The 24,601-nt window shown below is 72.4% G+C and carries 18 protein-coding genes and 2 tRNA genes; 4 read left to right on the top strand and 16 right to left on the bottom strand.

Annotated elements, in window-relative coordinates; translation table 11 throughout:
- Positions 1–4: 4 nt before the first annotated feature.
- The 6 genes from mreC to ACVWNX_RS23745 all read right to left on the bottom strand — a co-directional run bounded on the left by mreC (position 5) and on the right by ACVWNX_RS23745 (position 7,955).
- Entirely contained in the window at positions 5–952 is a 948-nt protein-coding gene (gene mreC, locus ACVWNX_RS23770) for a rod shape-determining protein MreC (RefSeq protein ID WP_454409742.1), read from the bottom strand.
- A gap of 403 nt (positions 953–1,355) precedes the next feature.
- Positions 1,356–2,375, bottom strand: coding sequence for a rod shape-determining protein (locus ACVWNX_RS23765; protein ID WP_351238755.1), 1,020 nt, complete (start codon positions 2,373–2,375; stop codon positions 1,356–1,358).
- Between the two features lie 347 nt (positions 2,376–2,722).
- Positions 2,723–3,136 carry a nucleoside-diphosphate kinase gene (ndk, locus tag ACVWNX_RS23760; RefSeq protein ID WP_454409740.1) on the bottom strand — a complete coding sequence of 138 codons (414 nt, stop codon included), beginning with the start codon at positions 3,134–3,136 and terminating at the stop codon, positions 2,723–2,725.
- A gap of 77 nt (positions 3,137–3,213) precedes the next feature.
- Entirely contained in the window at positions 3,214–3,582 is a 369-nt protein-coding gene (locus ACVWNX_RS23755) for a DUF4233 domain-containing protein (RefSeq protein WP_454409738.1), read from the bottom strand.
- A gap of 2 nt (positions 3,583–3,584) precedes the next feature.
- Positions 3,585–5,108 (bottom strand): bifunctional tetrahydrofolate synthase/dihydrofolate synthase, encoded by a 1,524-nt coding sequence (folC, locus tag ACVWNX_RS23750; protein ID WP_454409736.1) that lies wholly within the window; start codon positions 5,106–5,108, stop codon positions 3,585–3,587.
- A 222-nt stretch (positions 5,109–5,330) separates the two neighbouring features.
- Positions 5,331–7,955: a valine--tRNA ligase gene (locus ACVWNX_RS23745; protein ID WP_454409734.1), complete on the bottom strand. Its 2,625-nt coding sequence runs from the start codon at positions 7,953–7,955 to the stop codon at positions 5,331–5,333.
- Between the two features lie 133 nt (positions 7,956–8,088).
- On the opposite strand from ACVWNX_RS23745, the gene ACVWNX_RS23740 reads away from it, so the two are divergent.
- On the top strand, positions 8,089–9,033 hold the full coding sequence (locus ACVWNX_RS23740) for a hypothetical protein (protein WP_454409732.1): 945 nt from the start codon (positions 8,089–8,091) through the stop codon (positions 9,031–9,033).
- Positions 9,034–9,116: 83 nt separating this feature from the next.
- Here ACVWNX_RS23740 and clpX read toward each other — a convergent pair whose 3' ends face one another.
- From clpX to ACVWNX_RS23715, 5 genes are all read right to left on the bottom strand, one after another.
- Positions 9,117–10,403, bottom strand: a complete 1,287-nt coding sequence (clpX, locus tag ACVWNX_RS23735) for an ATP-dependent Clp protease ATP-binding subunit ClpX (RefSeq protein ID WP_454414908.1) — start codon at positions 10,401–10,403, stop codon at positions 9,117–9,119.
- 192 nt (positions 10,404–10,595) lie between these two features.
- Positions 10,596–11,276, bottom strand: a complete 681-nt coding sequence (locus tag ACVWNX_RS23730) for an ATP-dependent Clp protease proteolytic subunit (protein ID WP_454409731.1) — start codon at positions 11,274–11,276, stop codon at positions 10,596–10,598.
- 74 nt (positions 11,277–11,350) lie between these two features.
- A complete protein-coding gene (locus ACVWNX_RS23725) occupies positions 11,351–11,959 on the bottom strand; it encodes an ATP-dependent Clp protease proteolytic subunit (protein ID WP_454414907.1) in 609 nt (202 codons plus the stop codon).
- 662 nt (positions 11,960–12,621) lie between these two features.
- On the bottom strand, positions 12,622–14,013 hold the full coding sequence (tig, locus tag ACVWNX_RS23720; RefSeq protein WP_454409729.1) for a trigger factor: 1,392 nt from the start codon (positions 14,011–14,013) through the stop codon (positions 12,622–12,624).
- Between the two features lie 222 nt (positions 14,014–14,235).
- Positions 14,236–14,312: transfer RNA gene (locus ACVWNX_RS23715), tRNA-Pro, on the bottom strand.
- Positions 14,313–14,462: 150 nt separating this feature from the next.
- On the opposite strand from ACVWNX_RS23715, the gene ACVWNX_RS23710 reads away from it, so the two are divergent.
- Positions 14,463–14,536 (top strand) — tRNA-Gly (locus tag ACVWNX_RS23710).
- Positions 14,537–14,765: 229 nt separating this feature from the next.
- Here the strand turns inward: ACVWNX_RS23710 and ACVWNX_RS23705 are convergent.
- Positions 14,766–14,960, bottom strand: a complete 195-nt coding sequence (locus ACVWNX_RS23705) for a hypothetical protein (protein ID WP_454414906.1) — start codon at positions 14,958–14,960, stop codon at positions 14,766–14,768.
- Positions 14,961–15,723: 763 nt separating this feature from the next.
- On the opposite strand from ACVWNX_RS23705, the gene ACVWNX_RS23700 reads away from it, so the two are divergent.
- A complete protein-coding gene (locus tag ACVWNX_RS23700) occupies positions 15,724–16,998 on the top strand; it encodes an acyltransferase family protein (protein WP_454409728.1) in 1,275 nt (424 codons plus the stop codon).
- Between the two features lie 84 nt (positions 16,999–17,082).
- Here the strand turns inward: ACVWNX_RS23700 and ACVWNX_RS23695 are convergent, their stop codons facing one another.
- Genes ACVWNX_RS23695 through ACVWNX_RS23685 form a run of 3 tightly spaced genes read right to left on the bottom strand, consistent with a single transcriptional unit; the run spans position 17,083 to position 20,899 of the window.
- The gene (locus ACVWNX_RS23695) at positions 17,083–17,568 is read right to left on the bottom strand and encodes an HD domain-containing protein (protein WP_454409726.1); all 486 of its coding nucleotides are present in this window, start codon (positions 17,566–17,568) and stop codon (positions 17,083–17,085) included.
- A 32-nt stretch (positions 17,569–17,600) separates the two neighbouring features.
- The gene (locus ACVWNX_RS23690) at positions 17,601–20,093 is read right to left on the bottom strand and encodes an ABC transporter permease (protein WP_454409724.1); all 2,493 of its coding nucleotides are present in this window, start codon (positions 20,091–20,093) and stop codon (positions 17,601–17,603) included.
- Complete coding sequence (locus ACVWNX_RS23685) at positions 20,093–20,899, bottom strand: ABC transporter ATP-binding protein (RefSeq protein WP_454409723.1); 807 nt, start codon at positions 20,897–20,899, stop codon at positions 20,093–20,095. Before ACVWNX_RS23685 ends, ACVWNX_RS23690 begins: the two co-directional genes overlap by 1 nt.
- Before the next feature lie 712 nt (positions 20,900–21,611).
- Here ACVWNX_RS23685 and ACVWNX_RS23680 point away from each other — a divergent pair.
- Complete coding sequence (locus ACVWNX_RS23680; protein WP_454409721.1) at positions 21,612–22,883, top strand: cation:proton antiporter; 1,272 nt, start codon at positions 21,612–21,614, stop codon at positions 22,881–22,883.
- A 390-nt stretch (positions 22,884–23,273) separates the two neighbouring features.
- Here ACVWNX_RS23680 and ACVWNX_RS23675 read toward each other — a convergent pair whose 3' ends face one another.
- Positions 23,274–24,434, bottom strand: a complete 1,161-nt coding sequence (locus ACVWNX_RS23675) for a PP2C family protein-serine/threonine phosphatase (RefSeq protein WP_454409719.1) — start codon at positions 24,432–24,434, stop codon at positions 23,274–23,276.
- Positions 24,435–24,601: the final 167 nt, after the last annotated feature.

Below are 24,601 nucleotides of genomic sequence, written 5' to 3'. Positions count from 1 at the left end.
GCTCCTACTGCTCTGGGGTCTGTCCGGCCTCGCCGGGCACCTGCGCGGACGGGGTGACGGTGACGGTCACGGTCGGCGTGGGGGTGGGCTTGGGCGCGGGCGGCAGGACGGTGTCGCGGGGGTCCTTCCGGGGGGCCTCGACGACCACGCCGACGACGTCCAGCTTGGTGAAGCCGACGTACGGCCGGACGTAGACGGTGCGGGTGAGGTCGCCGCCGGACGGGTCCACCCGGACGACCTCGCCGACGGGGACGCCGGGCACGAACGGCTTGTCGGCGCTGGAGCCGAAGGTGACCAGCCGGTCGCCCTTGCGCACCTTGGACTTGCCGTTGAGCAGGCTGACCCGGAGCGGACCGTCGCCGCCGCCGGAGGTGAAGCCGAGTTCGTCGGTCTTCTCCATCCGGGTGCCGACGGTGAAGTCGGGGTCGTTGGCGAGCAGCACGGTGGCGGTGGTGGGGCCGACGGTGGTGACCCGGCCGACGAGTCCGTCGCCGTTGAGGACGGTCATGTCACGGGCGAGGCCGTCCCGGGCGCCCGCGTCGATGGTGACGGTCCAGGAGAAGCCCTGGGCGGCTCCTATCCCGATGACCTCGGCGGCCTTGACCCCGTACTGTCCGGCGCCCGCCTTCTTCAGCAGGGCGTCGAGCTGGCGGACCCGGCTGCGGTTGCGGTCGTCGCTGCCGAGGCGGGTCTTCAGGGCGGCGTTCTCGCGCTCCAGGACGGCGATGCGGTCATGGCGCTCGCCGGAGTCGCGGACCGCGCCGATGGCGTTGCCGACGGGGTCCACCGCCGAGGACACGCCGTTCTGGACGGGGCCGAGGACCGCCGCGGCGGCCCGGCGGGCGCCGTCGACGGGCGAGTCCTCACCGCCCCGGATGTCCACGGTGATGAGCGCGAACGCGATGGCGATCAGCAGCACCAGGAGCAGACGGCTCTCTCGGGTGTCCCTCACGTGCGACGGCCGTGCCTTCCTCGTCGGAATGTCTGTGGCTTGTGTGGTGGTCCCGGCGACCGGTCGTCGTCACGGCCACCGGTCGCCCGGGGAGGCGCCTGGTCGGTGCGGCGGGCGAGCGGGCGGCGGGGCTGGTGGCGGTGGGATGGGTGACGGGTACGGGGCGGTGGGTGCGGGGGCTGGTACGGGGGCGGTGGGTGCGGGGGGGGGCGGTCCACCGGTCCCCGCGCCGTCCCGTCCGTCGTCCCGCTGCCCTTCGTCCCGTTCCCGGTCCGGCCCGCCGACCGGTCCCCTCGTCCGCCGTGCCGTCCGGCACCGCGCGGTCCTGGGGCCCAAGCGGCCGGACGGGCGCCGTCGCCGGGGCCGGGCGGCCGCCGGGCGGGCGGCGCCCGGGGTCACCGGCTCATCTGCGGGGCTGGGCGTCCAGGACCTGCTGGAGCGCCTCGAACTCCTCGACGCACTTGCCGGAGCCCAGCGCGACGGAGTCCAGCGGGTCCTCGGCGATGTGGATCGGCATGCCGGTCTCCCGGCGCAGCCGCTCGTCCAGCCCGCGCAGCAGGGCGCCGCCGCCGGTCAGGACGATGCCCCGGTCCATGACGTCGCCGGACAGCTCCGGCGGGCACTTGTCCAGGGTGGTCTTCACCGCGTCCACGATCGCGTTCACGGGTTCCTCGATGGCCTTGCGGACCTCGGCGGCGGAGATGACGACCGTCTTCGGCAGTCCGGAGACCAGGTCGCGACCGCGGATCTCGGTGTGCTCGTCCTGGTCGAGGTCGTACGCGGAACCGATGGTGATCTTGATCTGTTCGGCGGTGCGCTCGCCCAGCAGGAGGCTGTACTCCTTCTTGATGTGCTGGATGATCGCGTTGTCCAGCTCGTCACCGGCGACCCGGATGGACTGCGCCGTGACGATTCCGCCGAGGGAGATCACCGCGACCTCGGTGGTCCCGCCGCCGATGTCCACCACCATGTTGCCGGTGGCCTCGTGGACGGGGAGCCCGGAGCCGATGGCGGCGGCCATGGGCTCCTCGATGATGTGCACCTGACGGGCACCCGCCTGGGAGGACGCCTCGATCACCGCGCGGCGCTCGACCCCCGTGATCCCCGAGGGCACGCAGACGACCACCCGGGGGCGGGCCAGATAGCGACGCTTGTGGATCTTCAGGATGAAGTAGCGGAGCATCCGCTCGGTGATCTCGAAGTCGGCGATCACCCCGTCCTTCAGCGGGCGCACGGCGACGATGTTGCCCGGGGTGCGCCCGATCATCTTCTTCGCTTCGGAGCCGACCGCGAGGATGCCACCGGTGTTGGTGTTGATCGCGACCACGGACGGCTCGTTGAGAACGATCCCCCGGCCCCTGACGTACACCAGCGTGTTGGCGGTCCCGAGGTCGACAGCCATGTCACGGCCGATGAACGACATGTTGTTCCCCAAGAGGATGCGTCTGGCCGCCCGGGCGGAGCACGTGAGTGCTCCTCAGGTCGGCGAGTGGGTGCTGTGTGGCGTGAAGGCTTCCATCGTAGTCTCGCCCGCACGGACACGGCGCGAGGGTCTTCGCCATTGTCAGCAGATGAATCACTGCCCCGCTATGGGGGACGTGCGGATGGAGCCACGCGTTCCCCCGATCGGCGCGCATATGTCCGCCCGGGGCCGGTTTCCCGTGGCGCGCCGCTGGTGGGAGCCGGAGTTCCGCTGACGCCACGTCAGGAGAATCCGTTACGCGAACGGGCCCGGACCGACGGTCCGGGCCCGGGCCAGGCCCCGGAGGATCAGACGAGATGGGGGAAGAAGATCTTCAGCTCCCGCTCGGCGGACTCCTCCGAGTCCGAGGCGTGGATCAGGTTCTCCCGGGTGACGGTGCCGAAGTCGCCCCGGATGGAGCCGGGCGCCGCCGCGATCGGGTCGGTGGGACCGGCCAGCGTCCGGATGCCCTCGATGACCCGCTCGCCCTCGACGACCAGCGCGACCACCGGACCGGAGGCCATGAACGCCACCAGCGGCTCGTAGAAGACCTTGCCCACGTGCTCGGCGTAGTGCTGCTCCAGGGTGGCCCGGTCCAGGGTCCGCAGCTCCAGCGCGGTGATGCGCCAGCCCGCCTTCCGCTCGACGCGGCCGACGATCTCGCCCACCAGACCGCGCTGCACGGCGTCGGGCTTGAGCAGGACGAGGCTGCGCTGGGTCATGGTGTGCGGCTCCTTCTACGACTTCTACGACCGGGTGTACGAGTGCTCAGAGGGTACAGGCACCCCACCGGAGCCCGTCACGCAGCGTCAGGCCCAGGGCTTGAGGCCGCCGCGGCCTCGTGGGCGGCCCAGCGCGCCTTGGCCTCGTCCACCTTCCGGCCGAAGTGGATCGACGCCCACCACAGCCCGCCGAAGACGATCCCGAGGACGAACATCATCGGGACGTAGATCCCGGCGACCACCAGCATGATCTGGAGCGCCCAGCCCATCCGGACGCCGCTCTCCTTGCCCACCAGGCCGCAGAGCAGCAGGCTCAGCGCCATCAGCGCCCCGCACACCGCCCACACCGTGGCGGCGGAGAGGTCGGGGTCCTTCATGGCGACGAGTCCGGCGAACCCGATCACGAAGAACTCGGCCAGCAGGGTGGACGAACAGAGGATCCGCACGGTCAGCCCCTCCCCAGGAGCAGCCGGGCGTCCCCGACGGTGAACACGGAACCGGTGACGAGGACTCCCCCGCCGGAGAACTCGCCCTCCTCCTCGGCGAGCGTGATCGCCGCCTCGATGGCGTCGTCCAGCCGGGGCTCCACCTGGACGCGGTCCTCCCCGAACACCTCCACGGCGATCGCGGCCAGCTCGTCGGCGGGCAGCGCGCGATGGGTGGAGTGCTGGGTGATCACGACCTCGGTGAAGACCGGCTCGAACGCCTCCAGCAGGCCCCGCACGTCCTTCTCCGCGCTGGTGCCGACCACGCCGATCAGCCGGCTGAAGCCGAACGCCTCGTCCAGCGACCCGGCGACCGCGCGGGCGCCCGCCGGATTGTGTGCGGCGTCCAGCACGACCGTCGGGGAGCGGCGGACGATCTCCAGCCGCCCCGGGGAGGTGACGGAGGCGAACGCCTTGCGGACGGCGTCCACGTCCAGCGGCCGGGAGTGCTGGGCTCCGACGCCGAAGAACGCCTCCACGGCGGCGAGCGCCACGGCCGCGTTGTGCGCCTGGTGGGCGCCGTGCAGCGGGAGGAAGACCTCCTCGTACTCGCCGCCGAGGCCGCGCAGCGTGAGCAGCTGCCCGCCGACGGCGACCTGGCGCGCCAGCACGCCGAACTCCAGGCCCTCCCGGGCCACGGTGGCGTTCGCCTCGACGGCCTTGCGCAGCAGCACCTGGCTGGCGTCCACCGGCTGCTGGGCCAGGATCACCGTGGCGTCGGGCTTGATGATCCCGGACTTCTCGGTGGCGATCTCGCCGGGCGTGCCGCCGAGGCGGTCGGTGTGGTCCAGGTCGATGGGGGTGACCACGGCCACCGAGGCGTCGATGACGTTGGTGGCGTCCCAGGTGCCGCCCATGCCGACCTCGACCACGGCGACGTCGACGGGGGCGTCCGCGAAGGCCGCGTACGCCATCCCGGTGAGCACCTCGAAGAAGGAGAGCCGGAAGTCCTGCTGGGTGTCGACCATCTCCACGTACGGCTGGATGTCCCGGTAGGTCTCCACGAACCGCTCGGGGGCGATCGGGGCGCCGTCCAGGCTGATCCGTTCGGTGATCGACTGGACGTGGGGGGAGCTGTAGCGGCCGGTGCGCAGGTCGAAGGCGCCGAGCAGTGCCTCGATCATGCGGGCCGTGGACGTCTTGCCGTTGGTGCCGGTGATGTGGATCGACGGGTAGGAGCGCTGGGGCTCGCCCAGGACGTCCATCAGCGCGGCGATCCGGGTGACCGACGGTTCGAGCTTGGTCTCGCCCCAGCGGGACGCCAGCTCGGTCTCGACCTCGCGCAGCGCGGCGTCGGTCTCCGGGTCCTCGGGGCGGCCGGGCAGGTCCCGCACGGGCGCGGCGCCCTGGGTGCGCAGGGTGCGGCTCCCCGCCTCGATCACCGCCAGGTCGGGGTCGCGGCCGGTCTCGGCCTCGACGATCTCGTCGAACTGGTCCGGGGCTTCCAGGGGGTCACGGTCCGGTTGGTCCGGGGGGAACTCGCTCACGGGGCCAGTCTACGGAGCGCCACCGACAGCGGCGCACCCGCCGCCCCGCCGCCGGGCCCGCCGCGTCCGGTCCGGCCGCGTCCGGTCCCGGGGCTGACGGGTCCCGGTGCCGACGGGTCCCGGTGCCGACGGTCCCGGACGGGCCGGAGCCCGGTCCGGTCGGGGTGACCGGGCCGGGCTCCGTACGGAGGGGCCGTGGGACGGCGTCCCGTTCGGACGCCGTCAGGCGGCCGGGAGGCGCTCCAGCTGGGCCTGGATGCGGGCGATGTCCTCGTCCGCCTTGGCGAGGCGGCCACGGATCTTGTCGACCACCTGGTCGGGCGCCTTGGCGAGGAACGCCTCGTTGCCGAGCTTGGCGTTGGCCTGGGCCTTCTCCTTCTCGGCGGCGGCCAGGTCCTTGGTGAGCCGCTTGCGCTCGGCGGCCACGTCGATGGTCCCCGAGAGGTCGAGGGCGACCTCCACCCCGGAGACCGGCAGGGTGGCGGTGGCGGCGAAGCCCTCGCCCTCCGGCTGGAGGCGGAGCAGCTGCCGGATCGCGGCCTCGTGGGGCGCGAGCGGCGAACCGTCGAGGGTGAGCCGCGCGGGCACCCGCTGGCCCGGCTGGAGGCCCTGGTCGGCGCGGAACCGGCGGACCTCGGTGATCAGCCGCTGGACGGCCTCGATCTCCCGCTCGGCCGCCGGGTCGCGGAAACCGCTGTCCTCGGGCCAGTCCGCGATCACCAGCGACTCGCCGCCGGTGAGGGTGGTCCAGAGGGTCTCGGTGACGAACGGCACCACCGGGTGCAGCAGCCGCAGCGTCACGTCGAGGACCTCGCCGAGGACCCGGCCGGAGACCCGGGCCGCCTCGCCACCGCCCAGGAACGTGGTCTTGGACAGCTCCACGTACCAGTCGAAGACCTCGTCCCACGCGAAGTGGAACAGCGCGTCGGAGAGCTTCGCGAACTGGTAGTCCTCGTAGAGGGCGTCGACCTCGGCGATGGTGGCGTTCAGCCGGGACAGGATCCACCGGTCGGCGGCGGACAGCTCCTCGGCGGGGGGCAGCTCGCCCTCGACCGTGGCGCCGTTCATCAGGGCGAACCGGGTGGCGTTCCAGATCTTGTTGGCGAAGTTGCGGGAGCCCTGCACCCAGTCCTCGCCGATCGGCACGTCCACGCCCGGGTTGGCGCCGCGCGCCAGCGTGAAGCGCAGCGCGTCGGAGCCGTAGGTGTCCATCCAGTCCAGCGGGTTGACCGCGTTGCCGAAGGACTTCGACATCTTCTTGCCGAACTGGTCGCGGACCATGCCGTGCAGCACGATCGTCTTGAACGGCGGGGTGCCGTCCATCGCGTAGAGGCCGAACATCATCATCCGGGCGACCCAGAAGAACAGGATGTCGTAGCCGGTGACGAGGATGGAGTTCGGGTAGAACTTCGCGAGGCTCTCGGTCTCCTCGGGCCAGCCGAGGGTGGAGAACGGCCAGAGGCCGGAGGAGAACCAGGTGTCGAGGACGTCGGTGTCCTGGTGCCAGCCCTCGCCGGTGGGCGGCTCCTCGTCGGGGCCGACGCAGACGACCTCGCCGTTCGGGCCGTACCAGACCGGGATGCGGTGCCCCCACCACAGCTGGCGGGAGATGCACCAGTCGTGGAGGTTGTCCACCCAGTCGAAGTAGCGCTTCTCCATCTCCCGGGGGTGGATGTCGACCTCGCCGCTGCGGACGGCGTCACCGGCGGCCTTGGCCAGCGGGGCGACCTTGACCCACCACTGGAGGGAGAGCCGGGGCTCGATGGTGGTCTTGCAGCGCGAGCAGTGCCCCACCGAGTGGCTGTACGGACGCTTCTCGGCCACGATCCGGCCCTCGGCGCGCAGCGCGGCGACGATGGCGCCGCGGGCCTCCAGCCGGTCCAGGCCCTGGAACGGGCCGGGGGTGGTGATCACGGCGTGCTCGTCCATCACCGTGACCGAGGGCAGGTCGTGGCGCTGGCCGATCTCGAAGTCGTTGGGGTCGTGGGCCGGGGTCACCTTGACGGCGCCGGTGCCGAACTCGGGGTCGACGTGCGCGTCCGCCACCACCGGGATGCGCCGGTCGGTGAGCGGCAGGGCGATCGTGCGGCCGACGAGGTGCCGGTAGCGCTCGTCGTCGGGGTGGACCGCCACGGCGGTGTCACCGAGCATGGTCTCGGCCCGGGTGGTCGCGACGACCAGGGAGTCCTCGCCCTCGCCGTAGCGGATGGAGACCAGCTCGCCGTCGTCGTCCTGGTACTCCACCTCGATGTCCGAGATGGCGGTGAGACAGCGGGGGCACCAGTTGATGATCCGCTCGGCGCGGTAGATCAGCTCGTCGTCGAAGAGCCGCTTGAAGATCGTCTGGACGGCCTTGGAGAGGCCCTCGTCCATGGTGAAGCGCTCCCGGGACCAGTCGACCCCGTCGCCGAGGCGGCGCATCTGGCCGGAGATCTGGCCCCCGGACTCGGCCTTCCACTGCCACACCCGCTCGACGAACGCCTCACGGCCCAGGTCGTGACGGGACTTGCCCTCCTTGCCCAGTTCCCGCTCGACGACGTTCTGGGTGGCGATGCCCGCGTGGTCCATGCCGGGCTGCCAGAGCGTCTCGTGGCCCTGCATGCGCTTGCGGCGGGTGACGGCGTCGATCAGGGTGTGCTCGAAGGCGTGCCCGAGGTGCAGGCTGCCGGTGACGTTGGGGGGCGGGATGACCACGGTGAACGGGGGCTTGTCGCTCTTGGCGTCGGCCTCGAAGTAACCGCGCTCCACCCAGCGCTCGTACAGCTTCCCCTCTACCTCGGCCGGCGCGTACTGGGTCGGCAGTTCGGTGCTGGGGCTCTGGTTCTGCTGCTGCGAGTTCTCGGTCACGGGCCCAGTTTAGAGGCGTCACGGTCCGGTGCAGAAACCACGGGTTCGGTAACGGTGCCGCCCCTCCCCTGCCCCCCTCCGGGGCGTTGCGTCAGGATGTCGGCAGCACATAAGCGTTCGGGGAGGACCTTCCATGAGCTACAACCAGCCGGGCCCGTACGGCGGCCAGCAGCCGCAGCAGCCGGGACCGTACGGCCAGTCGGGTCCCTACGGCCAGCAGCCGCAGCCCCCGCAGCCCGGCTACGGGTACCCGCAGCAGCCCGGGCAGGCCGCCGCCCCCCAGCCGGGGTACGGCTACCCCCAGCAGCCGGGGCAGCCCGGCCAGCCCGGTTACGGGTACCCCCAGCAGCCGGGCCAGCCCGGGCAGCCCGGTTACGGCTTCCCGGAGCCCCCGGTCCCGGCGGGCGGCAAGAAGAAGACCGGTCTGATCATCGGCGTGGCGGTGGCCGTGGTCGCGGCGGCCGCGCTCGGTGGCTACCTCGTCCTGAGCGGTGACTCGGGCGACTCGGGCCTGGCGGACGACGGGCCGCACAAGCTGACCACACCGGAGAAGGTGCTGGACGGCGCGTACACCCGGATGACCCCGGAGAAGGCCCCCGAGGACGCCTCCACCTCGGACAGCGCCAAGCAGCTGGCCAAGAGCGGGGTCACCGAGGCCAAGGCGGTCTCCGCGATGTACTCGACGGTGGACCTCACCCCGGGGGCCAAGCCCTCCCCCGAGCAGATCACCGCGTCCAAGGCGGTCACCTTCATGGGCCTCTACGGCAAGGTGAAGGACCCCGAGGGCGCCATCGACGCCTCCTTCGCAAGCATGACCAAGGAGAAGTCGGAGCAGATCAAGCTCGTCGGCGAGGTCAAGACGGTGAAGCCGAAGGGCGGCGACGGGGCCGTCTTCAAGTGCCAGCAGGCGCAGGCCAGGGACCAGGCGGGCGAGCTGGACACCCAGTACATGTGCATGTGGGCCGACTACAGCACCCTGGCGCTGGCGATCCCCGCCGAAAGCGGTAACGGCGTCTCCCTGAACGTCTCGGCCCAGGTGACGGCCGACCTCCGCGCGTCCATCCGCGTCAAGGAGTAACCCGCGTACGCGTGAGGCCCCGGACGACGAGGTGTCGTCCGGGGCCTCACGCGTGTGCTCGGGGGCCGTCGGGCCCTCTTCCGTCAGGCCGTCTTCTGCTCGCCGGAGCCCCGGCCCCGGGAGTCCCGGGGGATCAGGGTCGGGTTGACGTTGGAGTGGACGACCTCCGCCGTGATGACGACCCGGGCCACGTCCTTGCGGGACGGGACCTCGTACATCACCGGCATCAGCACCTCCTCCATGATGGCGCGCAGACCCCGGGCGCCGGTCTGGCGCAGGATCGCCTGGTCGGCGATGGCCTCCAGCGCGCCGCGCTCGAAGTCCAGCTCCACACCGTCCAGTTCGAACAGCCGCTGGTACTGCTTGACCAGCGCGTTGCGCGGCTCGACCAGGATCTGGAGCAGGGCCTCGCGGTCCAGGTTGTGCACCGAGGTGATGACCGGGAGCCGTCCGATGAACTCGGGGATCATCCCGAACTTCACCAGGTCCTCGGGCATGACGTCCTCGAACTGGTCCTTGGACTCCAGCTCCCGCTTGGAGAGGATGGTCGCCCCGAAGCCGATGCCCTTGGCGCCCGCCCGGGACTCGATGATCTTCTCCAGGCCCGCGAAGGCGCCGCCCACGATGAACAGGACGTTCGTCGTGTCGATCTGGATGAACTCCTGGTGCGGGTGCTTGCGTCCGCCCTGCGGGGGAACGGAGGCGGTGGTGCCCTCCAGGATCTTCAACAGGGCCTGCTGGACGCCCTCCCCGGAGACGTCGCGGGTGATCGACGGGTTCTCGCTCTTGCGGGCGACCTTGTCGATCTCGTCGATGTAGATGATGCCGGTCTCGGCCTTCTTGACGTCGTAGTCGGCGGCCTGGATCAGCTTCAGCAGGATGTTCTCGACGTCCTCGCCGACGTAGCCCGCCTCCGTGAGCGCGGTGGCGTCCGCGATGGCGAACGGGACGTTGAGCATCCGGGCGAGCGTCTGCGCGAGCAGGGTCTTGCCGGACCCGGTGGGACCGAGCAGCAGGATGTTGGACTTGCCCAACTCGATGGCGTCCTCACGCCCTTGGGCGCCCGCGCTCTCGCCCGCCTGAACGCGTTTGTAGTGGTTGTAGACCGCCACCGACAGAGCCTTCTTCGCGGCCTCCTGGCCGACGACGTAGCTCTCCAGGAACTCGTAGATCTCGCGGGGCTTGGGCAGTTCCTCCCAGCGCACCTCGCTCGTCTCCGCGAGCTCCTCCTCGATGATCTCGTTACAGAGGTCGATGCACTCGTCGCAGATGTACACGCCGGGACCTGCGATGAGCTTCTTGACCTGCTTCTGGCTCTTGCCGCAGAACGAGCACTTGAGCAGATCGCCGCCGTCACCGATGCGTGCCACGAGGTGCTTCCCCTTCGCCTGGGAGACGGCTCGTGCGAGCGTCTCCTGGTGCCTCATATTCGACGGTACCTTGCCGGGCCCCCCGTTCGGGCCCCCCTTGGCGTGGTTCGCGTCGTCTCCCGTGAACTCGTGGGAACGCGCGGGAGACGGAACGTGTCACGCCAAGGGGCAGCAAATCATGCCGTGGCGGGATCAGACGACCTTGGAGTTGTTCATCTTCCGGGTGGAGATGATCTGGTCGACGAGCCCGTACGCCAGGGCGTCCTCCGCCGTGAGGATCTTGTCGCGCTCGATGTCCTCGCGGATCTTCTCGATCGGCGTGGTGGAGTGCTTGGCCAGCATGTCCTCCAGCTGGGCGCGCATCCGCAGGATCTCGTTCGCGGCGATCTCCAGGTCGGACACCTGACCGCGGCCCGTCTCACTGTACGGCTGGTGGATCAGCACCCGCGCGTTCGGCAGGGCCATGCGCTTGCCGGGGGTGCCGGCGGCGAGCAGGATCGCGGCGGCGGAGGCGGCCTGCCCCATGCACACCGTCTGGATGTCCGGCTTCACGAACTGCATGGTGTCGTAGATCGCCGTGAGCGCCGTGAACGAGCCGCCGGGGCTGTTGATGTACACGGAGATGTCACGGTCGGGGTCCATCGACTCCAGGCACAGCAGCTGCGCCATGACGTCGTTGGCGGAGGCGTCGTCGATCTGGACGCCGAGGAAGATCACCCGCTCCTCGAAGAGCTTCGCGTACGGGTCGTACTCGCGCACGCCCTGCGAGGTGCGCTCCACGAAGCGCGGGATGACGTAACGGGATTCGGCGCGGGGGCCGGTGTACTCGGCCTCCGTGCGGGCGTAGAGGCCGCGGCCGGGGAAGTCGTTCATGTAACTCTCCTGAGGGGCGCTGGGCGCGGTGACGGTCGGCTGGAGGGCTCTTGCGGGGCCGGGGTGGATCCGGCTCAGGCCGCCCCGGTGCCCCCGCCGCCCGGCATGCCCGCCGCGGTGGGCATGATGTCGTCGATCAGGCCGTACTCCTTGGCCTCGATCGGGTCGAACCAGCGGTCGCGGTCCGAGTCGCGGGTGATCTGCTCGACGGACTGCCCGGTGTGGAACGAGGTCAGCTCCGCCATCCGCTTCTTGGTGTGCAGCAGCCGCTCGGCGTGGATCTTGATGTCCGAGGCGGAGCCCGCGAGGCCCGCGGACGGCTGGTGGATGAGGATCTCGGCGTTCGGGAGGGCGAAGCGCTTGCCCGGGGTGCCCGCGCTGAGCAGGAACTGCCCCATCGAGGCCGCCATGCCCATGGCGATGGTCACCACGTCGTTCTTGATGTACTGCATGGTGTCGTAGATCGCCATGCCCGCGGTGATGGAGCCACCGGGGCTGTTGATGTAGAGGTAGATGTCCTTGTCCGGGTCGGAGGCAAGGAGCAGCAGCTGCGCGGTGATCTTGTTCGCGATGTCGTCGTCGACCGGCTGGCCGAGGAAGATGATCCGCTCGTTGAGCAGCCGGTTGTAGACCTGGTCGCCGAGGCCACCACCGAAGGAGGGCTCGCCGGCGGCGGAGGGCATCAGATTCGTCACGTATCCACCTGCTCGTCTTACGACGGCGCCGGGCCGTCTCACGTCTTCTGCTGGGGCACGGGACCCCGCGCTGCGCCGCGTCGCGGCGGGTACGGGGCTCCCCTGCCCTCGTCTTCATGGACCCTAACGCGATGGGGGCCGGGGGCCATCCCGCATGAGGAACTGTTCGCTGTCAGCGCAGGTCGCCGACGCCGGACGGGCGGCGGGCGCCGAGGGCCGGGCGGGCGGGGCCGGGCGCCCGGGGGCGGGGGCGGTGGAGGGGCGGGGGGACGCCGGGGAAGCGGGGTCCGGGACTCGGGGGAAGCCGCCCGGGGGCACGGGGGAAGCGGGTCCGGGGACGCCGGGGAAGCGGGGTCCCGCCCTCGGGGGAACGGGCCGGGGAAGCGGGTCCCGCGCTCGGGGGAAACAGGCCAGCGGCGGGTGGGGGAAGCGGGTCCGGGGCGCGGGCGGTGGGGGGCGCGAGGGGGTGGGGACGGGGAGGGTCCGCAAGGGTGTGCGAGGGGGTGGGCGGTGGAGCACCCCGAGGGAGTACGGGCGTGGAGGGCCCGCAGGGGGCGGGGGTGCGAGGGGGTGGGGGTGCTAGGGGGTGGGACGGCGGAAGGGCCCGGAGGCGCGGGTGCGCTTCCGGGCCCTTCTCGGTGCCGGGTGGGTCAGGACTCCTTGGGGGCGTCCTCGTCGGCGGCCTCGACCGTCTCGGTCGCCTCGGCGGCCTCGTCGGTGTCGGCGTCGTCCTCGTCGTCCAGGTCGACAACCTCGCCGTTGGTGTCCTTCACGGTGGCGGCCTCGACCACGACCGCGAGGGCCTTGCCGCGGGCGACCTCGCCGACCAGCATCGGGACCTGGCCGCCCTCGACGACGGCCTGGGCGAACTGGTCGGGGGACATGCCGGAGGAGGCCGCGCGCCGCATGAGGTGCTCGGTGAGCTCCTCCTGGTTGACGTTCAGCTTCTCCTTGCTGACCAGCTCGTCCAGGACGAACTGGGTCTTGATGCCCTTGACCGCGGCGGTCTTGGTCTCGTCCTCGAACTCCTCGGCGGTCTTGCCCTGGATCTCCAGGTACTTGTCGAGGGAGAGGCCCATCTGACCGAGCTGGTGGTGCTCGAGGTTGTGCTTGCGGGTGTTGATCTCGTCCTCGAGCAGCTTCTCGGGGACGGGCACCTCGACCAGTTCGAGCAGCTTCTCCAGGACCCGCTCCTGGGCCTGGGTCGCCTGGTCGTACTGCTTCATGTTCTCCAGGCGCTTGCGGCTGTCCGCGCGCAGCTCCTCGAGGGTGTCGAACTCGGAGGCGAGCTGGGCGAAGTCGTCGTCCAGGCCGGGGAGTTCACGGGCCGCGACCTGGGTGACCTTGACGGTGACCTCGGCGTCCTTGCCCTCGGCGGAGCCGCCCTTGAGCTGGGAGGTGAAGGTGGCCTCGCCACCGGCCTCCAGGCCCGTGACGGCCTCGTCGATGCCGTCCAGCAGCTCGCCGGAGCCGATCGTGTAGGAGACGCCGTCGGCGACGCCGTCCGCGAGGACCTCGCCGTCGACCTTGGCCTCCAGGTCGATCGTCACGACGTCGCCGTCGGCGGCGGCGCGCTCGACCGGGGAGGTGGAGGCGAACCGGCCGCGCAGCTCCTCGACGGCCTTGTCGATGTCGGCGTCGGTGACCTCGATCGCGTCGACCTCGACCTCGATGCCCGAGTAGTCGGGGATCTCGATGGTCGGGCGGACGTCGACCTCGGCGGTGAAGTTCAGCGTCTCGCCGTCCTTCAGCTCCGTGATGTCGACCTCGGGCTGGCCGAGGACGTTCAGCTCGGCCTCGTTGACCGCCTCGGTGTAGAACTTCGGAAGCGCGTCGTTGACGGCCTCCTCCAGCACGGCACCACGGCCGAAGCGCTGGTCGATGACCCGGGCGGGGATCTTGCCCTTGCGGAAGCCCTTCACCGTGACCTGCTGGTTGATCTTCTTGTACGCCGCGTCGAGGCTGGGCTTGAGCTCCTCGAAGGGCACCTCGACAGTGAGCCGAACCCGGGTCGGGTTCAGGGTCTCCACGGCGCTCTTCACGGTTCGGTCTCCTTGTGGCTGACTTCTCTGGTGTCTACCGGGCCGCTCCCGGAACGGGGAGCCTCGGCACAGTGGCGGCCCTGAGAGACGTACGTGTGCGTGTACAGAGCTGTCGCCGTCCTCTGGGACGGCACAGTGCTGCGTACAAAACGTGCGGACACACGGGCGCGCAGTATGCATAGTAGCCGCAGGCGAGACACCGCCCCAAAGGCGATCTTCGCGTGGTCGGGGTGGCGGGATTTGAACCCACGGCCTTCCGCTCCCAAAGCGGACGCGCTACCAAGCTGCGCCACACCCCGTCGGTGCGACACGAAGGGTACATGCCCGCAGGCCGCGGGACCTCAGCATTTCCCGGGGTGGCGCGGCACGGGGAAAGCGGTGTGCGACCAGGGCTCCCGACCCGCTAGGATGCTGCCCGTGCCCAGGTCCACGACCTGCGGTGCGACCGTGCGGGCGTAGCTCAATGGTAGAGCCCTAGTCTTCCAAACTAGCTACGCGGGTTCGATTCCCGTCGCCCGCTCCAGACGGTGTGCGGAGCCGGTACCGACAGGTGTTCCTGTCGGTACCGGCTCCGCCGCGTTTCACGGCTCGTTCACGGGGCGGAGGGCTGCCTCACGGCACGGCCGTGACGTCCGGGGCACGGCGTGTCACCGGGGGTGGGCGTGTCGCCGGGACCGGGCCGGGCACGGGGCGGACGGGGCTCGCGGGGGCAAGGGCCGCGACGGGGACCCGGGGGGGGACGCCGGGCGGGCTCAGGGGGTGATCGAGGCGACCGAGTCGCCGACCGCGTCGAGGAAGCCCTGGATCTCGTCGGCCATGCCCGTCGAGGCGAGGAAGAAGCCGAAGAGGACCGCGACGACGGCGGGGCCTCCCTTGAGCGACCCCCCGCGTATCAACACCACGAGGATGATGGCCAACAGCAGTACCACTGATAGCGAGATGGCCACTCTGATCACACACCCTCGGTCGGTTCCGCTCCGGATGGACGCGCGGTCTCGCACACCCCACCAGAACCATGGTGCCACCAACGGGCGCCGACCATGCGGCCCATGACGGATCGTCCAGCGCGGGGGCGTCCGGGAGGGCGCGCGGGACGGGACGCGACCCACCGGCCGGTGGGAGCCGACAAGGGCCGCGGAGGTGGTACGGGCGGGGGCCGTGACGGCGGCGAGCAGGGCTTCCGCGTGGGGCGCCGGGAGCCGGAGGACGGCCCGGTCCGGGGAATTCCACTGACCGCCGTCGGGGAATTCCCGGCCGTGGTTTCACCGTTCCGAACGGTTTGTTCGCGGCTTTTCCGCATTGTCGCCGGGAACACGGTGACGGGGATCACCGAAGGCGGCCGGAGGGCCGCCCGACCTCCACCCGGACAGGTCACCCTCTGCGCCATTGGGACATTCCGGCAACGTCACCCGCGAGTGTTACGCCCCGCTTAAGACGGGATAAAGGGTATATAGGGGTCAACTGCATGGTCGGGGCGATGACTTCGGGAGCCTGGTGGGGGGATTGTTGAACAGTGGGTGCTTCCGCTATTACGGGGTACGCGCCGACCATGGGCCGATTTCGACAGGACGCGGTACGGCAAACGTCAGGTGTCGTTTCACCCCATGCCGTCCCCGACGCTAAGGTTCCTCAAATGTTTCCCACTGCCCTGCCCCACGCGCGTGCGGTGCGGTCGCGGATCGTCTCCCCCGGCTCTTGGTGGGAGGATCTGTGACCAACTCGCTGCGGCCGATCGGCCGTCATTCGGTACCGCTCCCGCCGCTCGCCGATCCGCCCGCCACCGGCGCGCCGACCGACCGCACGGGCACGTCCGCGCGGCCCGGTCCGCACGGCCCCACCGGAGCGCACTCCCTCGGTGACCTCGCCGACGGGGTGCCCACCCCCCGCTCCCGGCGCGCCGACGCCCCGTTGGCGGCCCCCGGTCCGCCGGGCCCCGACGGCGGACCCGCCAAGCAGCGCGACCCCTTCTTCGACAACGCCAAGTACCTGGCCGTCGTCCTGGTCGCGATGGGCCACTCCTGGGAGCCGCTGACCGGACAGAGCCGGACGGCGCTGGCGCTCTACCTCTTCGTGTACACCTTCCACATGCCCGCGTTCATCCTCATCTCGGGCTACTTCTCGCGGGGCTTCGACATGACCCCCGGGCGGGTGCGGAAGCTGCTCACCACGGTGGTGGCGCCGTACGTCGTCTTCGAGATCGCCTACACCTTCTTCAAGCGGTGGGCGGACGACGACCCCGGGCACAAGCTGAGCCTGCTCGACCCCTGGTACCTGACCTGGTTCCTGATCGCGCTGTTCGTCTGGCGGGTCTCCACCCCCCTGTGGAACGTGGTGCGCTGGCCGGTGCCGATCGCCCTCGGCATCGCCGCGCTCGCCTCGGCCGCCCCCAGCATCGGCAACGACTTCGACCTCCAGCGGGTGCTGCAGTTCATGCCGTTCTTCGTCATCGGCCTGTGCATGCGGCCGGAGCACTTCCAGTTGTTCCGGCGCCGCGAGGTGCGGCTGCTGTCGGTGCCGGTCATGGCCGCCGCGCTGGTCACCGCCTGGTGGGCGGCGCCCCGGATGGAGGTCGACTGGCTGTACCACAGCAACAGCGCCCAGGAGCTGGGCTTCGCCTGGTGGATCGGCCCCCTCATGACCTTCGCGCTGTTCGGCTGCTCGATGGCGCTCACCGCCTGCTTCCTCTCCTGGGTGCCGCGCCGCCGGATGTGGTTCACCGCGCTCGGCGCGGGCACCCTGTGCGGCTATCTGCTGCACGGCTTCCTGGCCAAGGGCTCCCGCTTCTGGGGCTGGTACGAACCGGCGTGGGTGCACAGCCCCCTCGGCCAGGTCTTCGTGACGCTGGTCGCGGGCGCCGCCGTCACGGTGATGTGCACCCCGCCCTTCCGCCGGGCGCTGCGCTTCGTGCTGGAGCCCGAGCTCAAGTGGGCGATGCGGCGGGACGCCTCCGGCCGACGCCGCCGGGCCCGCCACGCGGCACGCTGACGCCTGTTCGACGGGGCGGGTGCCCGGCTCAGCGCCGGGCACCCGCCCCGCCGCCGTTCCGTCGCGCGGGAGCCCGTCGCGCGGTCAGTGCGGTGGGAGGCCCAGGAGGGTGCGCATCGCGGCGTACTTGCGGGTCAGCCGGTCCCGGGTGGGGGCGTCCAGGACGGCGAGCCGGGCGGGGTCGGCGTTGTGCGCCAGGTCGGCCTCCTTCACCAGTCGCGCCCCCGGGGTGTCGAGAATCCGCCGGGCGTACCCCTCCGGTGGCTCCCCCGGCCGCTTGGTGAGGGCGAGGACGATCGCCTTGGTGCGGGGGGTGAGCGCCGCCCCGGCCAGCCACTCCTCGCTCAGGGCACCGTCCTCGATCGCGTCGTGCAGCCAGGCCGCGGTGAGCTGGTCCCGGTCGCCGCACCGGGCCCGTACCCCTTCGGCGACCGCCCTCAGGTGCTCCGCGTAGGGGCGGCCCGCCTTGTCGGTCTGGCCCTCGTGGGCCGCGCGGGCCAGGGACCCGACCTCGTCCGGGGTCAGTACGGGCGGTGCGGCGGGGTCCGTCCCCCGGGGTGTCTCGGTCATGGGTCGAGTGTGGCCGGACACCCCGGGGGACGCTACGCCGCCCCGTGCGGGGAGCGGAGCACCGCCCGGGCGGGCAGGGCCGTCGCCCCGAGGCCCAGGACGACCGCCGCGCCCACCAGCGAGCCGTACACCGCCGGGGGTATGTAGACGCCTTCCCCGGTGACGCCACGGACCAGGGGGACCAGGGTCAGCAGGGCGATGGCGCTGCCGAGGACCACTCCGGCGGCGGCGACGAGCAGCGCCTCCCAGCGGATCATGCGCAGCACCTGGCGGCGGGTGGAGCCGATGAGCCGCAGGGTGCCCAGTTCGCGGCGGCGGTCGAGGACGGTCATCACCAGGGTGTTGGCGGTGGCGACGGCGGCGAACCCACCGAGGACGGCGGCCATCAGCCGGTTGGCCCAGGCGTTCAGCTCCCGCTCGACGGAGGTGGCCGCCGTGTGGCCGTCGCCGTCGAGGACCGTTCCCTGGGCGGCGAGCGCCTGGGGGGTGCCGCCCTTGACCCACAGTTCGGTGGCGGACGGATCGGTGACGTGCGGCGCCACGTCCGAGCGGACCATGGTGACCTCGGCGAGGCCGAGGCCGTGGGCGTAGGTGGCGACCACCTCGAAGGCCGCCTCGGTGCCGTCCGGGAGGCACAGCCGCAGGCGTTCGCCGACCCGGGTGCCGACGGCGTCCGCGAGGCGGGTGTCGAGGGCGATCCGGCCGGGGCCGAGGGACAGCGCGCCCTCACGGACGCCCAGGTCCTGGACGGCCCGCAGGGCTCGGGGGGTGCCGTCGACGGCCTGGGTCGACGCGGTGCGCAGCAGGGAATCCACGCCCGAGCCGGTGGGGATCAGCACCGCGGTACGGGTCAGGCCCACGGCGGCCGTCACTCCGGGGACCTCGGCGGCCCGGGCCGCCGCGCCGGGGGCGAAGCCGCCCGCCACGGGGCGCACCACGTGGTCGGCGGTGACCCCGGCGGTCTGCTGGCGGACGGTCGCCCGGTCCTGGCTGGAGTGCAGGAACAGCAGGGTCGAGGCGAAGGAGACGGCGAGGACGATCGGGGTGATCGCGGAGGCCAGCCGACGGGCGTTGGTGCGGGAGTTGGCGGCGGCCAGGGAGCCCGCCGCCCCCGCGCCGCGCATCGGCAGCCCGATCAGTACGGCGCAGGCGCGGGCCACGAGCGGGCCCAGCAGCCCCACGGCGACCATCAGGAGCATGACGACGCCCAGGGCGGCGTTGGCCGCGTCCTCCCCCGCCGTGGACCCCGCGACGGCGGCGAGGGCGATCCCGCCGCCCGCCGCGGCGACGCCCAGGGCGAGGCGGATCCAGCCGGGGCGGGAGCGTTCCACTGCGGCCTGGGCGAGGGCCTGGCCGGGGCGGAGCCGGGAGGGGCCACGGGCGGCGGCCCAGCCCGCGACGAGCCCGGTGCCGACGACGGCCACCACGGCCGCCAGCGGCGGCAGCGGGGAGAGGGTGAGGTCGAGGTTCCGGGGGATCGCGCCCTTCTCCTGGAGCTGGCCGAACCACCAGGTCGCGAGGGCGATCCCGGGCAGCGAGCCGAGCGCTCCGGCGAGCGGCGCCACCATCAGGGTCTCCGTGGCGATGGCGCGGCGCACCTGGCGCGGGGTGGTGCCGATGGCGCGCAGCAGCGCGTACTCACGGGCGCGCTGGACGACGGAGAGGGCGACGGTACCCGCCGCCGTGAAGACGGCGATCATGGTCGCGGTGCCGCCGAAGGAGGCTCCGATGCCGATGAGCGTCTCCGCCGCGTCGTCGACCCGGGTCTCCTCGACGGCTCCCCGGTCCTCGCCGGTGTGGACCTGGGCGCGGGTGCCGAGCGCCGCGCGGACGCGGTCCTCCAGCACTGCGGTGGAGACCCCGGCCTCGGGGAGGACGGCGATGGCGTCGACCCGGTCCGGGCGGCCGGCGGCCCGGCGGGCCTCGGTGTCGTCGAACCAGGCCGTGGGGGCGGCTCCGGCGGCCTCGACGAGGGCGGAGACGCGGAAGACGCGGGTGCCGTCGGCGGTGTGCAGGGTGACGCGGTCGCCCACGGCGGGCGGGGCGTTGTCGGCGGTCCGGACGGGGCCGCCGGTGGTGAGCGCCACTTCGCCCGGGGCGGGGGCCTCGCCCCGGGCGGGCCGCTCTCCGGTGAAGGCGGTGGCGCCCCAGCCGTGGCCGGTGAGGGCGGCCCGCTCGGTGCGGACGGGGAAGGTGACGTCCCCGACGGCGGCGCGAACGCCGGGGACCGCGGCGGCCTTCCGTACCAGGGCGGCGTCGAGGCGGGCCCGGTCGGGGACCGGGGCGCCGTTGTCGACGCGCTCGCCCGTGGGGTCCTGGACGCGGTGGTGGGCCTTCTGGTCGGCGGCGGCGACCACCGGGGCGTCGGCGTAGCGGGCGGGCGGGACGGAGGCGCGCAGTCCCGTCTCCAGCAGGATGCCGCAGGCGCTGACGATCATCGCGGCCATGAACAGGGCGATGAACGTGCCCGCGAAGGCGGAGGGGCGGAAGCGGAGGGCGGCGCGGGCGAGTCCGTTGGCGCGCATCAGGCCACCGCTCCGGCGGGACGGCGGGAGTGGGCGATGAGCCGGGTGAGGCGGTCGGCGATGACCGGGGCCGGGGCTCCGGTCAGCTCGTCGGTGATCGCGCCGTCGGCCAGGAAGAGGACGTGGTCCGCCCAGGCGGCGGCGGTCGGGTCGTGGGTGACCATGACGACGGTGGCTCCGGAGCGGTCCACCGCGGTGCGCAGCAGGCTCAGGATCTCGCTGGCCGTGGTGGTGTCCAGGGCTCCGGTGGGTTCATCGGCGAAGATCACGTCGGGGCGGGTGACCAGGGCGCGGGCGACGGCCACCCGCTGCTGCTGGCCGCCGGAGAGTTCGGCGGGGCGACGGCGGCCCTTGTCCCCGAGGCCCACCTGGTGGAGGACGGCGGCGGCCCGGTCGGGGTCGGGGCGCCGGCCCGCGAGGCGCAGGGGCAGCGTCACGTTCTGCTCGACCGTCAGGGACGGGAGCAGGTTGAACGACTGGAAGACGAAGCCGAGCCGGGCGCGGCGCAGCTCCGTCAGCGCGTCCTCGCCGAGCGCGGTGATGTCGGTGCCCGCGAGCCGGACCGTGCCGCCGGTGGGGCGGTCGAGGCCCGCCGCGCACTGGAGGAAGGTGGACTTGCCGGAGCCGGAGGGGCCCATGACGGCGGTGAAGCCGCCGTGCGGCAGGGCGAGGTCGATGCCGCGCAGCGCGTGGACCGGGGCGGTCCGTCGTCCGCCGTAGCTGCGGTGCACTCCGCTCAGTTCGACGGCCCAGGTGGTGGGGGCGGGGGCGGAGGACCGGGTGGTCCGCTTGCTGCGCAGGGCCATGACGGGGGATGCCTCTCGTGGATCCGTGCGGGCTTCTTCCGGGCCGCGCTTCGATGCTTCGAACGTACGGATTGCGCAGGTCGGAGCGGAATGAGGACCGCCGCACAACCGGGGTGGGGTTGTCCCCACCCCGGTGGGTGGGGTGCGCCCCGCCGGGGCGGGAACGCCCGCCGGACGCCGGGGCGACGCCCCACCGGTGTGGGGAACGTCCCGCCGGACGCCGGGGCCGGGGCCGGGGAGGGCGCATGCCGTCCGGCTGCTTCGCCGGACCGTCCGCCGTCGAGGCGTCGGACGACACGGACGGGCCGCGGAACGGGACGCGTCGGGGGCGGACCGTCGGCCGCACGGCTCCCGGGCCTTCCGTCACTCGGACGGGCAGGCGAGCGGGGCATCTCGGCGCGGGCAGCGCGGGCAGCGCGGGCAGCGCGGGCAGCGCGGGCAGCGCGGGCAGCGGGACCCTGGGTCACGCGGGTCGGGAGGCCGACGGTCCGGGTTCGCGGAGGCCGGGCGCGGGGAGCCCGGCATGGGGGCTGACCCTCATCTCCGCGCCGGGGAACGCTTTCCACGTCAATCCTTCGATAACCTAACTATTGACGCCTTCTTGACGCCCCGCCGCGTCGCCCTCACGCGTCACCCCGTTCCGCACACCGGTCCCGCACCGGTTCCCGCACGGAGGAGGAAGCCCATCGGACACGCAGACACCCTGATCGCCATGGGCGGCGCGTTCCTCGCCGCCGCGGTCCTGGCACGGCTGGGAGGCCGTATCGGACTGCCCACCATCCCGCTCTTCATCCTCGCCGGGATACTCCTCGGCCCCCACACCCCCGGCATCGTGCTCGTCGCCGACCCGCACGACCTGGAGATGCTCTCGGCGCTCGGCCTGGTGCTGCTCCTCTTCTACCTCGGTCTGGAGTTCCACCTCGACGACCTCAAGACGGGCGGCCGCAGGATGGCCCTCGCCGGGGGCGTCTACCTCGCCCTGAACGTGGGCGCCGGACTCGGCTTCGGCTTCGCGCTCGGCTGGGGCACCTCCGAGGCGCTCGTCCTCGCCGGGGTGCTCGGCATCTCGTCGTCCGCGATCGTCACCAAGGTGCTCGTCGACACCGGACGGCTGGGCAACCCGGAGACCCGGCCGATCCTCGGCATCATCGTGGTCGAGGACGTCTTCCTCGCCCTCTACCTGGCCGCGCTCCAGCCCATCCTGTCCGGCGCCGACAGCCTCGCCGCCGCGGCGGCCGACGCGGGCAAGGCGTTCGCCTTCCTGCTCGTCCTCGCGCTCGCCGCCCGGTACGGCACCCGGGTCGTGGGCCGGCTCTTCGCCACCAAGGACGACGAGCTGCTGGTCATCTCGTTCCTGGGGGCCGCCGTGCTGGTCGCCGGGGTCTCCGAGTGGTTCGGGGTCGCCGACGCGATCGGCGCGTTCATGGTCGGCCTGATGCTCGGCAGCACCACCTCGGGGGAGCGCGTCCGCACCCTGGTGCATCCGCTGCGGGACGCCTTCGGGGCCATCTTCTTCTTCGCCTTCGGGCTCTCCATCGACCCCGGTGACCTGCCGGTCGTGCTGTGGCCGGTGCTCGCCGCCGTCTTCCTGACGCTGCTGATGAACGTCCTCGCCGGGGTGGGCGCGGCACGGCTGTACGGGTTCGGTCCCGGGCCCGCCGCCAACATCTCCACGACGCTCCTCGCGCGCGGGGAGTTCGCGCTGATCCTCGCCACGATGGCGGCGGGGGCCGGGCTGGACGAGCGGTTGTCGCCGTTCATCGCCGGATACGTGCTGCTGCTCGCCGTGCTCGGGCCGCTGGCCGCCGGACGGTCGCACTGGCTGGCCCGGCTGCTGCCCGGCGGGGCGCTCCCGGGGGCAGCAGCCCCTGACCCGGCCCCGTCCCGGGGGCCGGACCCGTCCGCTGACGCGGTCGCGGTCACCCTCGTCGACGTGCCGTCGGAGCGGGCCCGTTCAGGGGTCCACGCGGAGACCCGGCACTGAGGTCCCGCGTCACCGGGCGCGTCCCGGAACTCTCCGGACCCCTCCGGAGGGTTCCGGATCCCTCACGGGTTCACGGGCCACCCGGGTCCGTCGTCACCGGGGACGCCCCTCCCCCGCCCCCGAACGCCGCCGTGGCCGCCCGTCACGGCGGCGTTCGGCGTCCACGCGGACGGTCCCGGCCCCGGCGGCCCCAACCGGGACCTCCCGCCCGGGCCAGGCCGTCACCCGGACGGCTTGTTCCAGGGCGCTCCACCGGCGCTCCAGGGCACTCCCGGAAGGCCGGTCAGAGCCCGGCTCCGGCCCCGGGTGGCTCACCCGGCCCCGTCCGGTCCGCCCGGCCCCGTCAGGATGGCCAGGCGCGGACGGCCAGGCGCGGACGGCCGGGCCCGGTCAGCCGGGTACCTGGGTGTCCCGGGAGATCAGCAGCAGCGCCCGGTCGTCGTTGACGTCCCGGGCCACCGCCTCGATGAGGTGCCAGGCCGCGCCCCGGAAACCGCCCGCCACATAGCGGTCGGCCTCGCCGGTGAGCCGGTCGATGCCCTCGTCCAGGTCCCGTTCCGAGGTCTCCACCAGGCCGTCCGTGAAGAGCATCAGCACGTCGCCAGGGCGCAGGGTGCCCTTGAGGGGGTCGAACTGGGCGCCGTCGTAGACCCCGAGCAGCGGGCCCTCCGGGGCCTTCTGCTCCCAGCGGCCGGAACCGGCGGACCACTGGAGGCCCGGCGGATGGCCCGCCGAGAACAGCTCGTAGTCGCCGGAGTCGAGGTCGAGCACCAGATGGATGGAGGTCGCGAAGCCCTCGTCCCAGTCCTGGCGCAGCAGATAGCCGTTGGCGGCGGTGAGGAAGTCGTGCGGCGGCAGCGAGCCGAGGAGGCCGCCGAAGGCCCCGGAGAGCAGCAGCGCGCGGGAGGCCGCGTCCATGCCCTTGCCGGACACGTCGGTGAGGACGACCTCCAGGGTGCGGCCCCCCTGGGTGCGGGCGGCCACCACGAAGTCGCCGGAGAAGGACTGGCCGCCCGCGGGGCGCAGCGCCATCTCGCGGTGCCAGCCGCGCGGCAGCGACGGCAGCTTGCTCTGCACCCGGATGCGTTCGCGCAGGTCGAAGAGCATGGTGCCGCCGCGTCGCCAGGGCACGCCGACCCGGCTGCGGAACTGGGCGATGAGCAGCCCGGTGAAGCCGCAGGCGGCGACGACGAGGACCACTCCGGGCGTCACCCGGGCCGGGCCCTCGCCGTAGGGGCCGAGGCGCACCGACTCCACGATGAGGGCGGTCGCGGCGGCGGCGTACAGGGCGAGCAGGCTCGCCGGGCGCAGCAGCAGTCCGCCCGCGACGATCGGCAGCACCAGGGCCGCCGGGGAGAACCAGAGGGAGTTGGTGAGCGTGCCCGCGGCGATCAGCGGCACCGTGAGCAGCAGGCCCACCAGGGCCATCCAGTCGGATCCGTCGCCCCGGAAGTAGTCGACACCGGATTTGCGCACGCCGACACGGACCCGGTGAAGCCGCTTCTTCATCCGGGCCGGGAACCGCTCCGCCGCTGTCCGTCGTCGTGCCATCGCAGGTGGACCCTATCCAGCGCGCCGGTGCGGGCGCACGACTGGCCCCTCCCGGCGCTCGGTCGGGATCAGCGAGAACACAGTGAACCCCCCTGTTCAAGTAGGCCGTCGCACGGCCGGTTCCGCCCTCCGCGCGGGCCCGGCGGGACGAGCGGAAATCGGTTCGC

It is taken from the genome of Streptomyces sp. JNUCC 64 (assembly GCF_054484115.1).
This window is presented reverse-complemented; position numbering and strand designations above follow the sequence as displayed.

What these genes read in the sequence shown, in the direction of transcription:
- ACVWNX_RS23765 (WP_351238755.1), bottom strand. Translation starts at nt 2,375, where the DNA reads ATGTCGTTCATCGGCCGTGACATGGCTGTCGACCTCGGGACCGCCAAC.
- ndk (WP_454409740.1), bottom strand. Translation starts at nt 3,136, where the DNA reads ATGACCCAGCGCAGCCTCGTCCTGCTCAAGCCCGACGCCGTGCAGCGC.
- ACVWNX_RS23740 (WP_454409732.1), top strand. Translation starts at nt 8,089, where the DNA reads ATGAGCTACAACCAGCCGGGCCCGTACGGCGGCCAGCAGCCGCAGCAG.
- ACVWNX_RS23730 (WP_454409731.1), bottom strand. Translation starts at nt 11,276, where the DNA reads ATGAACGACTTCCCCGGCCGCGGCCTCTACGCCCGCACGGAGGCCGAG.
- ACVWNX_RS23725 (WP_454414907.1), bottom strand. Translation starts at nt 11,959, where the DNA reads ATGCCCTCCGCCGCCGGCGAGCCCTCCTTCGGTGGTGGCCTCGGCGAC.
- ACVWNX_RS23695 (WP_454409726.1), bottom strand. Translation starts at nt 17,568, where the DNA reads ATGACCGAGACACCCCGGGGGACGGACCCCGCCGCACCGCCCGTACTG.
- ACVWNX_RS23690 (WP_454409724.1), bottom strand. Translation starts at nt 20,093, where the DNA reads ATGCGCGCCAACGGACTCGCCCGCGCCGCCCTCCGCTTCCGCCCCTCC.
- ACVWNX_RS23685 (WP_454409723.1), bottom strand. Translation starts at nt 20,899, where the DNA reads ATGGCCCTGCGCAGCAAGCGGACCACCCGGTCCTCCGCCCCCGCCCCC.
- ACVWNX_RS23680 (WP_454409721.1), top strand. Translation starts at nt 21,612, where the DNA reads ATGGGCGGCGCGTTCCTCGCCGCCGCGGTCCTGGCACGGCTGGGAGGC.
- ACVWNX_RS23675 (WP_454409719.1), bottom strand. Translation starts at nt 24,434, where the DNA reads ATGGCACGACGACGGACAGCGGCGGAGCGGTTCCCGGCCCGGATGAAG.